Genomic DNA, 13,617 nt, shown 5'->3' with positions numbered 1-13,617 from the left:
GTCGGGGTAAGGGGATTCGAACTCCTGACATCCTGCTCCCAAAGCAGGCGCGCTACCGGACTGCGCTATACCCCGGTTTGAAATTGGCTCCGTGACCAGGACTCGAACCTGGGACCCAATGATTAACAGTCATTTGCTCTACCGACTGAGCTATCACGGAACTACACATTTCAATTTACAACGGTGAAGCTTTACTGCGTTCTCTTCGACCCGTTCGCATCGCTGCGTTCGTGTGTCTGAGGCGCGCTATTCTACAATCTTCAGCACCTCTGTCAACCCCCTAAATTGCTTTCAAGTTAATGATTTGCAACTTATTTTGGATTCCTGCTTGGGGAGCGGAAACCCTGGTGGGTGACTGACTGCGGGGCGCACTTTACAGCCCTTTTCCTTTAAGTTCAACAGCCTAACGAAAAAAAGGCCTCGCAATGCGAGGCCTCCTGTTCAACTACACATTTTTGTAGGAGCTCGCTTCCTCGCGAAGACCTCTTGAGCGCTGCGTTTAGCCTGATAACATGCGTTATCGTTAACGACCATCGCGAGCAGGCTCGCTCCTACAGTGGATCAAACGAAGACGATTTCGTCGTTCTCCACAACGCCCTTGGCAGTATCGCCGGGCATGAAACGACCCGACAGAATCAGCTGTGCCAGCGGGTTTTCGATCCAGCGCTGGATCGCTCGTTTCAGCGGCCGAGCGCCATACACCGGGTCGTACCCTACCGCGATCAGCTTATCCATGGCCTCAGGGCTGAGTTCCAGCTTCAGCTCCCGCTCGGTCAGACGACTGCGCAGACGACCCAACTGGATCTCGGTAATGCCGGCAATCTGATCCCGTGCCAATGGCTCGAAGATCACCACTTCGTCGACCCGGTTGATGAACTCCGGCCGGAAGTGCGAAGAAATCGCGTCCATTACTGCCGCACGCTGGGCCTCGCGATCACCGACCAACTCCTGGATCTGCACCGAACCGAGGTTGGACGTCATGACAATCACGGTATTTTTGAAGTCCACCGTGCGGCCATGGCTGTCAGTCAGTCGACCGTCTTCAAGCACTTGCAGCAGGATGTTGAACACATCCGGGTGCGCCTTCTCGACCTCGTCCAGCAGGATCACCGAGTAAGGCTTGCGACGCACGGCCTCGGTCAGGTAACCGCCTTCTTCATAGCCTACATAGCCCGGTGGTGCGCCAATCAGGCGAGCCACGGAATGTTTCTCCATGAACTCGGACATATCGATGCGCACCATCGCTTCTTCGGTGTCGAACAAGAACTCCGCCAGCGCCTTGCACAGCTCGGTTTTACCGACACCGGTCGGGCCGAGGAACATGAACGAACCGCTTGGTCGGTTCGGATCGGCCAATCCCGCACGGGAACGCCGCACGGCGTTGGAAACCGCCACCACCGCTTCGTCCTGCCCGATCACACGCTGGTGCAACAGGCTTTCCATCTTCATCAGCTTGTCGCGCTCGCCTTCGAGCATTTTCGACACGGGAATACCGGTCCACTTCGACACGACTTCCGCGATCTCTTCTTCAGTCACCTTGCTGCGCAGCAACTGGTTTTCGCTCTTGCCGTGCTGGTCGACCATCTGCAAGCTGCGCTCCAGGTCCGGGATCACCCCATACTGCAACTCGGCCATGCGGTTCAGATCGCCTTTACGGCGTGCAGTTTCCAGTTCCTGGCGGGACTGCTCGATCTTCTGCTGAATCTGCGCTGAACCCTGTACCTCGGCCTTTTCCGAGTTCCAGATTTCTTCGAGATCCGAGTACTCACGCTCAAGGCGCACGATTTCTTCCTGGAGTTTTTCCAGACGTTTCTTCGCAGCCTCGTCGCTTTCTTTCTTCAGCGCCTGGGATTCCACCTTCAACTGAATCAAGCGACGTTCCAGACGGTCCAGCACTTCCGGCTTGGAGTCGATCTCCATGCGGATACGGCTGGCGGCTTCGTCGATCAGGTCGATGGCCTTGTCCGGCAACTGACGATCAGTGATATAGCGATGGCTGAGTTTGGCCGCCGCGATAATCGCACCGTCAGTGATCGCTACCTTATGGTGAACCTCGTAACGCTCTTTCAGGCCCCGCAGGATCGCGATGGTGTCTTCTTCACTCGGTTCGTCCACCAACACTTTCTGGAAGCGGCGCTCGAGGGCGGCGTCCTTCTCTATATATTGGCGGTACTCATTGAGCGTGGTGGCGCCGACGCAATGCAGCTCGCCGCGAGCCAATGCCGGCTTGAGCATGTTGCCCGCATCCATCGAGCCTTCGCCCTTGCCGGCGCCGACCATGGTGTGCAGTTCGTCGATGAACAGAATGATCTGCCCTTCCTGCTTCGACAGTTCATTGAGCAAGGATTTGAGGCGCTCTTCGAATTCGCCGCGATACTTGGCACCGGCAATCAGCGCCCCCATGTCGAGGGACAGCAGGCGCTTGCCCTTGAGGCCATCCGGCACTTCGCCGTTGATGATGCGCTGGGCCAGGCCTTCAACGATGGCGGTCTTACCGACCCCAGGCTCACCGATCAATACCGGGTTGTTCTTGGTGCGGCGTTGCAACACCTGAATGGTCCGGCGAATTTCGTCGTCACGACCGATCACCGGGTCGAGCTTGCCCTCTTCGGCGCGCTTGGTCATATCGACAGTGTATTTATCCAGCGCCTGGCGCGACTCTTCGTGGTTAGCGTCGTTGACCGCCTCGCCACCGCGCAGGTTGTTGATCGCATTTTCCAGGGCTTTCTTGCTCACGCCCTGACCGAGCAACAATTTGCCGAGTTTGCTGTTCTCGTCCATGGCGGCGAGCAACACCAGCTCGCTGGAGATGAACTGGTCGCCCTTCTGCTGGGCCAGGCGATCAGCCTGGTTGAGCAGACGCGCCAGGTCCTGCGACATGTTGACGTCGCCGGTCGGATTCTGGATTTTCGGCAGCTGGTCGAGCTCTTTGGTCAGCTCTTTACGCAGGCTGTTGATGTCGAAGCCTGTTTGCATCAGCAGAGGCTTGATCGAGCCGCCCTGCTGTTCGAGCAGGGCCTGCATCAAATGCGCCGGCTCAATAGCCGGATGGTCGAGACCGACGGCCAGGGACTGGGCATCGGACAAGGCTAATTGCAATTTGCTGGTTAAACGATCTATACGCATGGGTCACCTTCCTTTTGAGCAGGTCGGACCAATAAAACATCCTGAATGAAGAAACCTGCCAGATAGCACAATAGATGCGGTCGATTCTGGGAGATTCAAGCGTCGTGATGTTGATGCAGATCAGACAACTCTAGCGTTTGTGGCCTGTCTTACGAGTAACAGTACTCGTGAGACAGGCCACTACAGCCAGATAAGGGAGGCAAACCGGCCGGTTTTCGGACTGCGGCGGTAAGAAAAGAAGCGCGGATCGGTCACGGTGCAGAAACCACCACCATAAACAGCGGTGACACCTCGAGCCGCCAGGCGCAGACGCGCCAACATATAGATGTCGGCCATGAACTTGCCGGCGTTTACGCTTGGCACGAAAGCTTCAGCCGCTTGCGGCAGCTGCTGCACGAAGGTTTCGCGCACTTCCGGGCCGACTTCAAAGGCTTGCGGGCCAATGGCCGGGCCGAGCCATACCAACACATCGGCAGGTGGCACGTCCAGGCTGTCCAGAGTGGCTTCCAGCACGCCAGCCGCCAACCCGCGCCAACCGGCATGGGCCGCCGCGACGCGAGTGCCGGCACGGTCGCAAAACAACGCCGGCAAGCAGTCGGCGGTCATTGCCGCGCAAGCGATGCCCGGCGTCGCCGTCCAGCTGGCGTCGGCAGTGACCACTCGGCCTGGGTCGGCATGGGCCACGACGATGCCGTGGACCTGCTGCAGCCAGGCCGGTTGAATGGAGAAATGATCGGTGAGGCGACGGCGATTTTCGGCGACAGCTTCAGGGCTATCGTCGACGTGATCGCCCAGATTGAGGCTGTCGAACGGTGCCTGACTGACGCCGCCCGCACGGGTGGTCACACAGGCTTTGACCCCGGCCGGCGCGGGCCAGTCAGGAATCAGCCAGTCACTCATCCGATGAACGCCTCGCGGTCTTGCTTGAGCAGGGTCAGCAACCAGACGAAATCTTCCGGCAACGGCGACTCCCAGCTCATCCGTTGACCGGTGGTCGGATGATCCAGCTCCAGGAAACGCGCGTGCAGCGCCTGGCGCGGGAAGTTTTTCAGCGATTCGACCATCGTTGGGTTCGCTGCCGGCGGAATACGGAAGCGACCGCCGTAGGCAGGATCTCCGACCAACGGGAAGTTGATGTGCGCCATATGCACGCGAATCTGGTGCGTACGACCGGTTTCGAGCTTCACCCGCACGTGCGTGTGGGAACGGAAACGCTCGAGCACACGGTAATGGCTGACGGCTTGCTTGCCCCCCTCCATCACCGCCATGCGCTGGCGCTGCTGACCATGACGACCGATCGGCGCATTGATCTTGCCGCCAGCCGTCACCACGCCGATCACGATGCATTCGTAGATCCGGCTGACACTGCGGCTCTGCAATTGTGTCACCAACTGCGTCTGCGCCTGAATGGTCTTGGCCACCACCATCAGACCGGTGGTGTCCTTGTCCAGGCGGTGCACGATACCGGCGCGCGGCACATTGACGATGTCCGGCACGTGGTGCAGCAAGGCGTTGAGCAAGGTGCCATCAGCGTGACCGGCAGCCGGATGCACCACCAGGCCCGCAGGCTTGTTGATCACCAGGATATCGTCATCTTCATAGACGATGTCCAGGGCAATGTCTTGAGCGACCCATTCGCCCTGAGCTTCCTGCTCGGCAGTGAGTTCAAGAATGGCGCCACCGTGAACGATGTCTCGCGGGCGGATAACCGCCCCATCCACAGTCAGGCGGCCGTCTTTGATCCAGGCGGAAAGGCGCGAGCGCGAGTGCTCAGCGAATAATTGTGCGGCGACTTGATCGAGGCGTTGGCCGCCCAATTCGGACGGCACCTCTGCGCGAAGTTCAATTTTATCGGACATGCTCAGACTAGGCGTCGGCACAGCCTTTGGTTTCGGCTGCGCGCTTGTGGTTAAATACGGCGTCTTTTGCCCCGAGGCTATTCAACGGGGCGCTCATCATAACAGGACGGCCACGCCCAAGACAGCGGCCGTCATAGGGACGCAAGCCGCCATGCAAGTGAAACACCTGCTGCTGATCGCCATCCTCGCATTGACCGCTGCTTGCTCATCGAAGGAAGTCGTAGACGAAAACCTGAGTGAAGTCGAGTTGTACCAACAGGCTCAGACCGACCTGGACAACAACAGCTACAACAGCGCCACCGCCAAGCTGAAGGCTCTGGAATCGCGTTATCCGTTCGGTCGTTATGCCGATCAGGCCCAACTCGAGCTCATCTACGCCAACTACAAGAACGCCGAGCCCGAGGCTGCAAAAGCCGCGGCCGAGCGCTTCATTCGCCTGCATCCACAGCATCCGAACGTCGACTACGCCTACTACCTCAAGGGCCTGACGTCGTTCGACCAGGACGTCGGACTGCTGGCGCGCTTCCTGCCACTGGACATGACCAAGCGTGACCCCGGCGCCGCCCGCGACTCCTACAACGAGTTCGCCCAGCTGACCAGCCGTTTCCCGAACAGCCGTTACGCGCCGGATGCCAAGCAGCGCATGATCTACCTGCGCAACCTGCTGGCGGCGTACGAAATTCACGTTGCCGACTACTACCTGACCCGTCAGGCCTATGTGGCTGCCGCGAACCGTGGCCGTTACGTGGTGGAAAACTTCCAGGAAACCCCATCGGTCGGCGACGGCCTGGCGGTGATGACCGAAGCCTACCAGCGTCTGCACCTGGATGAGCTGGCCGCCACCAGCCTCGAAACCTTGAAGCTCAACTACCCGAACCACCCAAGCCTGGTCGACGGTCAGTTCGTACCGTCGGTGGCCGAAGCCGATAACCGTTCGTGGCTGAGCAAGGCCACCCTGGGCATGATCGAATCCCGTCCTCCGCTGCCACCGGGAGAAACCCGCGCCAACCAGGACGTGCAGAAGCAGTTCCAGGACGCCAAGGATGCGATTCCGAACGAACTCAAGCCTAAAGACACCAACGGCGATGTGATCGAAGAAGAAAATCACGAAGCGCAAGGCAACAACAGCGACCGCTCGTGGTTCAGCTACATGACGTTCGGTGTGTTCGACTGACACCCCGCACGGGCCCAAAAGGGAGACTCTCGAGTCTCCCTTTTTTATTGCGCCATTTTTTATAAGGAGCATTGCGCTGTGCGGCTGCGATGTCCCCGGCTAAACTGGCGCTTCATCAACCAAAAAGCAGCTCACCATGCTTCGTTTAATATTCTGGATCGCCGTTATTGCCGCTGCGGTGTGGTTCTGGCGTAAATACAAAGGCCAGGCTTCCGCGCCCAAGTCCCCCGCCGAGCTGGAAGCGGCACCGATGGTCCGATGTGCCCATTGCGGCGTGCACCTGCCCCGCGACCGGGCGCTGAGTCTTCAACAACAGTGGTATTGCAGCCAGGCTCACCTCGAGCAAGGCCCAGGGTCCAGTGGTCGCTGAGACTCAAAGTCCCGGCGGCAAACAGGCCCAGCGACTGCTGCGCCTTTATCACCTCTACCGTTTGAGCGTCGGCATCATCCTGGTGCTTTTGATTTCCAGCGACATGGACACTCAGTTGCTGACGTCCGGCAATGACGCGTTGCTGCGTGGTGGCAGCTGGTTGTACCTGATACTGAACATTCTGCTGGTTGTGTTCTTCGAGGACACACGCCGGCCGGCGCAATTGTTCAGCCTGGCGCTGGCTGACGTGCTGCTGTTGTGCGGCCTGTTTTATGCCGCAGGTGGCGTGGCCAGCGCCGTTGGCAACCTGTTGATCGTATCGGTAGCCATCGGCAACACCTTGTTGCGAAGGCGCATCGGGCTGTTGATTGCCGCTGTCGGCGCGCTCGGCATCGTCGGCTTGAGTTTCCTGCTGAGCTTCAGCCACCCTTCCAGTCCCAACGATTACTTGCAGGCAGGAGCCCTTGGCACCCTGTGTTTTGCCGCAGCGTTATTGGTGCAAGGCCTGACCCGACGCCTGGAGGTCAGCGAAACCCTGGCCGAGCAAAAGGCCAGTGAAGTCATCGGCCTGGAAACCCTCAATGCGCTGATCCTGCAACGGATGCGCACCGGCATACTGGTGCTCGACGAGTGCAGACGAGTGCAGCTCGCCAACCACAGCGCCCTGGCCCTGCTCGATTGCGCGCATCTCGAAGGCCTCGTGATTGACGAGCACTGCCCAGCCCTGACCGAGCGCCTGGACCTTTGGCGCAAGAATCCGACGCTGCGTCCCCACAGCTTGAAGATCACCGGCAACGGCATGGAACTGCGACCCAGCTTCATCGCCCTGGGCATCAGCCCGAACCACCAGACCCTGGTCTTTCTCGAGGACCTCGCCCAGATCGCGCAACAGGCGCAGCAATTGAAACTGGTGGCCCTGGGTCGCCTGACCGCCGGCATCGCCCATGAAATCCGCAATCCGCTGGGCGCCATCAGTCATGCCGCGCAGCTATTACGAGAATCGGAGGAACTGAACGGCGCGGATCGACGTCTGACGCAGATCATTCAAGACCACTCTGAGCGAATGAATCGGGTAATCGAAAACGTCCTGCAACTGTCCCGCCGCCAGCAAACCGTGCCGCAACGACTCGACTTGAAACCGTGGCTGGAACAATTCGTGGGCGAAACCCGCGAGGCGGCAACCGCACACCAACAGATTCACCTGCACACCACTGGTGCAGACTTCAAGACCCTGATGGATCCCGACCAATTGCGGCAGATTCTCGACAACCTGGTAGGCAACGCATGGCGCCACAGTGGCTTGCGCCGCGAGCAGGCGCAGGTCTGGCTGGAACTGTTTATCGATCCAAACAGCCAGTTGCCGATCCTGGAAATTATCGACGACGGTCCTGGTGTCCCCCCGGACCATCAAGCGCAACTGTTCGAACCCTTCTTCACCACCAGTCAGCACGGCACTGGCCTGGGCCTCTACCTGTCCCGCGAGCTGTGCGAAAGCAATCAGGCACGCCTGGACTTCAAGCCACGCCAGGATGGCGGCTGCTTTCGCATTACCTTTGCTCACGGACGGAAACAAGGTTGAACAAGAAATCACGGCAGAAAGTCCTGATCGTCGACGATGAACCGGACATCCGCGAACTCCTGGAAATTACCCTGGGAAGGATGAAACTCGACACCTACAGTGCCCGCGATGTGGGTGAGGCCCTGGGCCTGCTCAAGCGCGAAACGTTCGATCTGTGCCTCACCGACATGCGCCTGCCGGACGGCACCGGCCTTGAGCTGGTGCAGCACATCCAGCAACGTTACCCGCAAATTCCGGTGGCCATGATCACCGCCTACGGCAATATCGAAACGGCGATCAATGCACTGAAGGCCGGCGCCTTCGACTTCCTGAGCAAACCGGTGGACCTTGGCCGCCTGCGGGAACTGGTCGCCAGCGCCCTGCTGCTTGCTGCTCCCGGCAGCACTATCGATCGTCGTCTGCTGGGTGATTCACTGCCCATGCGCAACCTGCGCAAACAGATCGACAAACTGGCGCGCAGCCAGGCACCGGTCTACATCAGCGGCGAGTCCGGCAGCGGCAAGGAGCTGGTTGCGCGCCTGATCCATGAGCGAGGACCACGGGCCAATCACCCCTTCGTACCGGTCAACTGCGGGGCGATACCATCGGAGTTGATGGAAAGCGAGTTTTTCGGCCATCGCAAAGGCAGCTTCAGCGGTGCCATCGAAGATAAACCCGGACTGTTCCAGGCCGCGCACGGCGGCACCCTGTTCCTTGACGAAGTGGCTGACCTGCCGCTGCCGATGCAGGTCAAACTGCTACGCGCGATTCAGGAGAAAGCCGTACGCAGCGTCGGCGGACAACAGGAAGAGGTGGTCGATGTGCGCATCCTTTGCGCCACCCACAAAGACCTCGATGCCGAAGTCGCCGCTGCACGCTTTCGCCAGGACTTGTACTACCGCTTGAATGTGATCGAGCTGCGGGTTCCGCCGCTGCGCGAGCGCCGCGACGACATAGAACCGCTGGCCAGCCACGTGCTCATGCGCCTGGCCGCCGACACCGGGCAGCCGGCGGTAAAACTCCACCCGCACGCCCTCGACGCGCTGAAAAGCTACCGCTTTCCAGGCAATGTGCGGGAACTGGAGAACATGCTCGAACGGGCTCACACCCTGTGCGAAAACAAACAGATCGAGGCCAGCGACCTGCGCCTGGCCGAGGGCAACTGCGCTATCGAGGGGGGATTACTCGACCTGACACAGATCGACAACCTGGAAGCGTACCTGGAAAACGTCGAGCGCCAGCTCATTCTCCTGGCCCTGGAAGAAACCCGCTGGAACCGCACGGCAGCGGCTCAGCGGTTGAATCTGTCGTTCCGCTCGATGCGCTACAGACTGAAGAAATTCGGCCTGGATTGAACGGCTCTTGATCTTGTCTCAGATCCGACCGGTCGGCGCATAGGGTGCAGGATCAATAATCGGCTCACGCCCCAACATCACATCAGCGAACAACTGACACGACGCCGGCGCCAGTACCAGACCGTTACGGTAGTGCCCGCAGTTGAGCCACAACCCATCAAATCCAGGCACCCGACCAATATAAGGAATGCCTTCCGGCGAACCTGGGCGCAATCCGGCCCAATGCCCCACCACTTCTGCATCCGCCAGCGCTGGAATCAACTCCACCGCCGATGCCTTGAGGCTCTCCAGGGCCGACTCGGTCGGCGTCTTGTCATAGCCTTCATGCTCCAGGGTACTGCCAATCAGAATGTGTCCGTCGCGCCGCGGAATCGCGTAACGCCCCTTGGCCAGCACCATGCTCGGCAGAAAGTCAGCGGCGCACTTGTAGAGAATCATCTGGCCTTTTACCGGCTCGACCGGCAACTCCAGCCCCAGCCCCTTGAGCAAGTCGCCGCTCCAGGCGCCCGCCGTCAGGACCACCTGATCTGCAGGGACACTCCCTGTCGAGGTGTGCACGCCAACGACTTTATCGCCTTCACGGAGAAACCCGCTGACTTCACACTGCTCGTGGATCGTCACGTTCGGCAGCGCCGACAACGCAGCCTTGAGCGACTTCACCAGCCGTGGATTGCGCACGTTGGCCACATCGGCCATGTAGATCGCCCGGGAAAAACCGCCGCCCAGCACCGGCACCGCATCGTGTGCCGCCGAGATATCCACAGCCCGCAATGGACGGTTCTCTCGTGCAGCCCACGCCAGCGCCTCGGCCTCGTCATCCAGATCCAGCCAGTACAGACCGGTGATGTGCACCTCGGGATCAACCCCGGTGGCCGCAAACAGGCGCTCACCCAGCTGTGGATAAAAATCCTGGGACCAATGAGCCAATGCGGTGACCGCCGGGCTGTAACGCCATGGATAAAGCGGCGAAACAATCCCGCCGCCTGCCCAGGAGGATTCCCGGCCCACGTTCGAGCGATCCAGCAGCACAACGCTCTGCACTTCGGACGCGAGATTGAATGCCGTCAGCAGCCCGATTACCCCGCCGCCGACAATCACCACTTGCTGTTGCCTGGTCATGTTCTGATCCAACCGATAAATAGACAGTGGACGCAAAGGGGCGTCCGAAAAGTAAACTCAGCGACCCCAGCAATCCTTGGCGGTCAGGCCGGCCGTGGCGTTGACCATGCCACGGACACCGGTATTGGTCATAGTGAAATCTCCGCACTTGTCCGCAGCCATGCTCGTGCCCGGCTTGCGCACGGCGGTCAGCAGGAATGTCTGATCGGTCAGAGTCGGGGTAATGGTGTAGTAATCGTTGCCGGCGCTCAGACCGGTGGCATCGGTGTAGACATTTTTTTGCGAATAGAAGCGCTCAAGGATTTGCGCCTGCTCGGAAAGCAGACTGGCCACTTCGGTACGGCGGCCCTTGTTCAGGTATTCGGTGAAGCTCGGGGCAGCAATGGTCATGACAATCCCGATGATCGCAATCACGATCATGATTTCGATCAGGGTAAAACCGCGGTTGGATCTATGCATGCCTCAACTCTCACTTACTGTATTTGTCGCCACATGATGCGACGGCCGCCGCCGGATTTTTCCATTCCAGGGGGGCCGTTGCCAGCGGATTCATTCGCGCCCTCGCCATTGCCATCGGCGTCCTGGCTCGAATTATCTCCAATGAAGGTCACGCCGTTCGAAAGCATATCGTTGCTGTCGACCACGCCATCGTCGTTGCTGTCGAGCATCTTAGCGCTGATCGCTTCGGGCAGCTTGAGGCAGATGGGTATCAGCCCATGATTGTTGCGATAAAAACCGTACCAGTTGCCATTGGCCAGACAGGTTCGCCGGTCCAGCGCCGGTGAATCCGGCGGCGTGATGGCCTGGGCCGGCACCGACAGGTTCAGCGCGACGATCACACCGCACAGCAACGGCCAGAACCTGGCAGGCCGCTCAGTACTTGGCATAAATGCTCTCCACCACACTGCGAGAATGGCCCGCGATGCCTACCGCCGTTATCCGGTACAAGGTTGCCTGTGTATTGATCGGCACATTCACGGCGTCGCGGCTGACGCCGATGTTTTGCACGCCATAAAAGCCCTTGCCCGACGCCACCCACATCACTCCGGAGGTAGCGTTGAAACCCGCAGACGTAATGGTCAGCGACTCGGCCGGTGGAGCGCATTGAAGGTGCCCGCTGCAATCCGGCAGCGCAAAACCGCCCCGTTGCACCGCGCTTTCGCCCACCCGCAATGCAGCCTCGGCGCCTTGAAACGACTGATTGCGCAGGCTCACGCTGCCGGCCATTTTTTCCTGCAGGGTGGCGTTCTGCATTGAAGAGATACCTATCAGCGTCAGCAACAACAGGAATACCAGGCTGACGAGCAACGCCATGCCGCGCTGGTGATAAGAAATCACGGATGAATAACTCATCGACCTTCCCTTCATGGCAGGCGATTGCGCAGGGCGGCAACCACGTTGAAGGTTTGATCGCTCACCCGATGGTGAGGATCGAAGAGCGTCAGGCTCAGCCGCACGCTGCGAATGCGTGCCGGGTCAGACGGATTGCTGCTATAGCTGGACGCGGCGATATCCGTGGCAGAGCTGGCAATGCCGAAGCTCACGTTGAAGGCTTTGACGTTATCCACCAGCGGCTGCCGGAGCGGTGCGCCATTGCCGACAGCAATCGTCAGCTGGTCCTTTCTCAAGCCATAGGCTATCCGCCGGATCGGAAATGCCAGTTGGCCGGGACCAGGCGTACGTGACTCACTGTAAGCCGTCGCACCGGTCCGACAATCGGAGACCACGGTCCATGTCGGCGTCCCACCGTTACTGCCGACATCCGCCGTCACCAGCGTCAGGCTTTGGCGGGCATTGTCCCAACTGATCGGCGTTTTCCGACTGGCATTGAAATCACTCGCCGAACTCTCAGCGGTAATGGTTTCCAGACAGCCGAACATACCGACCATACGGATTTCCTGAATCATTTTGCTCAGCACGAAACGCGCATCTTCCTGCATGGCTGCGGCGGCGTTCTGACTGACGTAAGTGTTTTTGGCGGCGATGAACACCTGCACCACGCCCAACACCACTACCAGGCTCAACGCCAGGGCGATGAGCAATTCGATCAGGCCAAACCCTCGACTGGATCGATTCATGGCGCATCCACCGGGTCGACAGTGGCCCGGCTACTCAGGACAAAGCTACGACGGGAATCAGCGCTGTTGGCAGCCCGTGAGTCGTCCCAGGAAATGGTGATGGTGTACACACGCTGATTGAGGCTGATGCTGCCGGTCGCACTGGGGCCGCCAAAACCAATGATGTTACTGGTGAAATCGTAGAGATCCTGGTCCCGGGCAACGTTCGGATTGCCCGAGGTCGGTGGCGTAACGGTGTAGTCGGCGGCCGCGTTGGCGCGAATGCGGTCCATCATGTCGTAGGCGATAAAACTGGCCTGGCTGGTCATGCGCGCACTGTCCGTGTACTTGAGTGCATTCAGCTGTAATGCCGCCGCCCCCAACAGACCCACGCTCAAAATCAACAATGCAACCAGGACTTCGATCAGTGTCATGCCCTCCTGTGCACCTTTGCGCCATTGCCTCATCCGCAACTTCCACCCAATAGAATTCGTCCGTTCAAACACAGGTTCAACGTCCTGCTTTGCGCACCCAATACATAACTGATCGCCACCGCCGTGGACGGTGACGACAACCCTCCCAGATTGTTGAAATCGATGGCCGATACACCCGAGGTTAGCGTCAGCGTCGCGCCACTGCTTATCGCCGGCACAACCCGCAATACATTCGCCGGCGTACTGGTTCCGTCATACACCGACAACTCCCCGGTCCATGCGCTGCCACCCGCTGTCGGGCGCACGCGGGTCGTCACTCCGCGATTGATCGCCTCCAGTCGTGCGAAGTTAAGAGCATGTTGCAGATCACCGATTTCGGTATCGGCCCTGTTGATTTGCGCCGAACGCGTAAACGCCGGTACAGCCAGGGTGATCAGGACCAGAAAGACCGCAATCGCCACCAGCAACTCCAGCAACGTGAAACCATTTGAACGATGTTGCATCGGTGCCCTTTGCTGCCGTTGGCTATACCTGCTGTTGCTCGCCAGAACATGCGACCGCCAAA

14 protein-coding genes and 2 tRNA genes are annotated in these 13,617 nt (G+C 59.4%); 4 read left to right on the top strand and 12 right to left on the bottom strand.

From position 1 onward, the window contains the following. Nucleotide 1: 1 nt before the first annotated feature. From AC1Q6D_RS23935 to rluD, 5 genes are all read right to left on the bottom strand, one after another. Nucleotides 2-75 (bottom strand) — tRNA-Pro (locus AC1Q6D_RS23935). 9 nt (nt 76-84) lie between these two features. After that, nucleotides 85-160, bottom strand: a tRNA-Asn gene (locus tag AC1Q6D_RS23930). Between the two features lie 401 nt (nt 161-561). After that, entirely contained in the window at nt 562-3,126 is a 2,565-nt protein-coding gene (gene clpB, locus AC1Q6D_RS23925) for an ATP-dependent chaperone ClpB (protein ID WP_103403517.1), read from the bottom strand. Nucleotides 3,127-3,306: 180 nt separating this feature from the next. Beyond that, a complete protein-coding gene (gene pgeF / locus AC1Q6D_RS23920; protein WP_103403516.1) occupies nt 3,307-4,026 on the bottom strand; it encodes a peptidoglycan editing factor PgeF in 720 nt (239 codons plus the stop codon). Further along, nucleotides 4,023-4,985, bottom strand: coding sequence for a 23S rRNA pseudouridine(1911/1915/1917) synthase RluD (rluD, locus tag AC1Q6D_RS23915; protein ID WP_047533394.1), 963 nt, complete (start codon nt 4,983-4,985; stop codon nt 4,023-4,025). The genes pgeF and rluD overlap by 4 nt, the downstream gene beginning before the upstream one ends. A 151-nt stretch (nt 4,986-5,136) precedes the next feature. Here rluD and AC1Q6D_RS23910 point away from each other — a divergent pair, with 151 nt between their 5' ends. From AC1Q6D_RS23910 to AC1Q6D_RS23895, 4 genes are all read left to right on the top strand, one after another. Then, a complete protein-coding gene (locus tag AC1Q6D_RS23910) occupies nt 5,137-6,159 on the top strand; it encodes an outer membrane protein assembly factor BamD (RefSeq protein WP_103403515.1) in 1,023 nt (340 codons plus the stop codon). A 136-nt stretch (nt 6,160-6,295) separates the two neighbouring features. After that, nucleotides 6,296-6,529 (top strand): PP0621 family protein, encoded by a 234-nt coding sequence (locus AC1Q6D_RS23905; protein WP_103403514.1) that lies wholly within the window; start codon nt 6,296-6,298, stop codon nt 6,527-6,529. After that, on the top strand, nt 6,519-8,108 hold the full coding sequence (locus tag AC1Q6D_RS23900; protein ID WP_103403513.1) for a sensor histidine kinase: 1,590 nt from the start codon (nt 6,519-6,521) through the stop codon (nt 8,106-8,108). The genes AC1Q6D_RS23905 and AC1Q6D_RS23900 overlap by 11 nt, the downstream gene beginning before the upstream one ends. Next, nucleotides 8,105-9,442: a sigma-54-dependent transcriptional regulator gene (locus AC1Q6D_RS23895; protein ID WP_103403512.1), complete on the top strand. Its 1,338-nt coding sequence runs from the start codon at nt 8,105-8,107 to the stop codon at nt 9,440-9,442. Before AC1Q6D_RS23900 ends, AC1Q6D_RS23895 begins: the two co-directional genes overlap by 4 nt. 18 nt (nt 9,443-9,460) lie before the next feature. Here the strand turns inward: AC1Q6D_RS23895 and thiO are convergent, their stop codons facing one another. The 7 genes from thiO to AC1Q6D_RS23860 are packed head-to-tail and all read right to left on the bottom strand — an operon-like array spanning nt 9,461 to nt 13,555. After that, a complete protein-coding gene (thiO, locus tag AC1Q6D_RS23890; protein ID WP_103403511.1) occupies nt 9,461-10,561 on the bottom strand; it encodes a glycine oxidase ThiO in 1,101 nt (366 codons plus the stop codon). Between the two features lie 57 nt (nt 10,562-10,618). Further along, a complete protein-coding gene (locus tag AC1Q6D_RS23885) occupies nt 10,619-11,020 on the bottom strand; it encodes a type IV pilin protein (protein WP_047533404.1) in 402 nt (133 codons plus the stop codon). Nucleotides 11,021-11,034: 14 nt separating this feature from the next. Then, the gene (locus AC1Q6D_RS23880; RefSeq protein ID WP_103403510.1) at nt 11,035-11,448 is read right to left on the bottom strand and encodes a hypothetical protein; all 414 of its coding nucleotides are present in this window, start codon (nt 11,446-11,448) and stop codon (nt 11,035-11,037) included. Beyond that, nucleotides 11,435-11,914 carry a pilus assembly PilX family protein gene (locus AC1Q6D_RS23875; protein WP_103403509.1) on the bottom strand — a complete coding sequence of 160 codons (480 nt, stop codon included), beginning with the start codon at nt 11,912-11,914 and terminating at the stop codon, nt 11,435-11,437. Before AC1Q6D_RS23875 ends, AC1Q6D_RS23880 begins: the two co-directional genes overlap by 14 nt. 11 nt (nt 11,915-11,925) lie before the next feature. After that, a complete protein-coding gene (locus AC1Q6D_RS23870) occupies nt 11,926-12,639 on the bottom strand; it encodes a prepilin-type N-terminal cleavage/methylation domain-containing protein (RefSeq protein ID WP_103403508.1) in 714 nt (237 codons plus the stop codon). Beyond that, nucleotides 12,636-13,085, bottom strand: coding sequence for a type IV pilus modification protein PilV (pilV, locus tag AC1Q6D_RS23865; protein ID WP_103403507.1), 450 nt, complete (start codon nt 13,083-13,085; stop codon nt 12,636-12,638). The genes AC1Q6D_RS23870 and pilV overlap by 4 nt, the downstream gene beginning before the upstream one ends. Then, a complete protein-coding gene (locus AC1Q6D_RS23860) occupies nt 13,082-13,555 on the bottom strand; it encodes a GspH/FimT family pseudopilin (RefSeq protein ID WP_103403506.1) in 474 nt (157 codons plus the stop codon). The genes pilV and AC1Q6D_RS23860 overlap by 4 nt, the downstream gene beginning before the upstream one ends. Nucleotides 13,556-13,617: the final 62 nt, after the last annotated feature.

The sequence above is a fragment of the Pseudomonas sp. MT92 genome (genome assembly GCF_058792515.1).
Note: the sequence above shows the minus strand (reverse complement) of the source record. Positions and strands in the feature narration are given on the sequence as shown.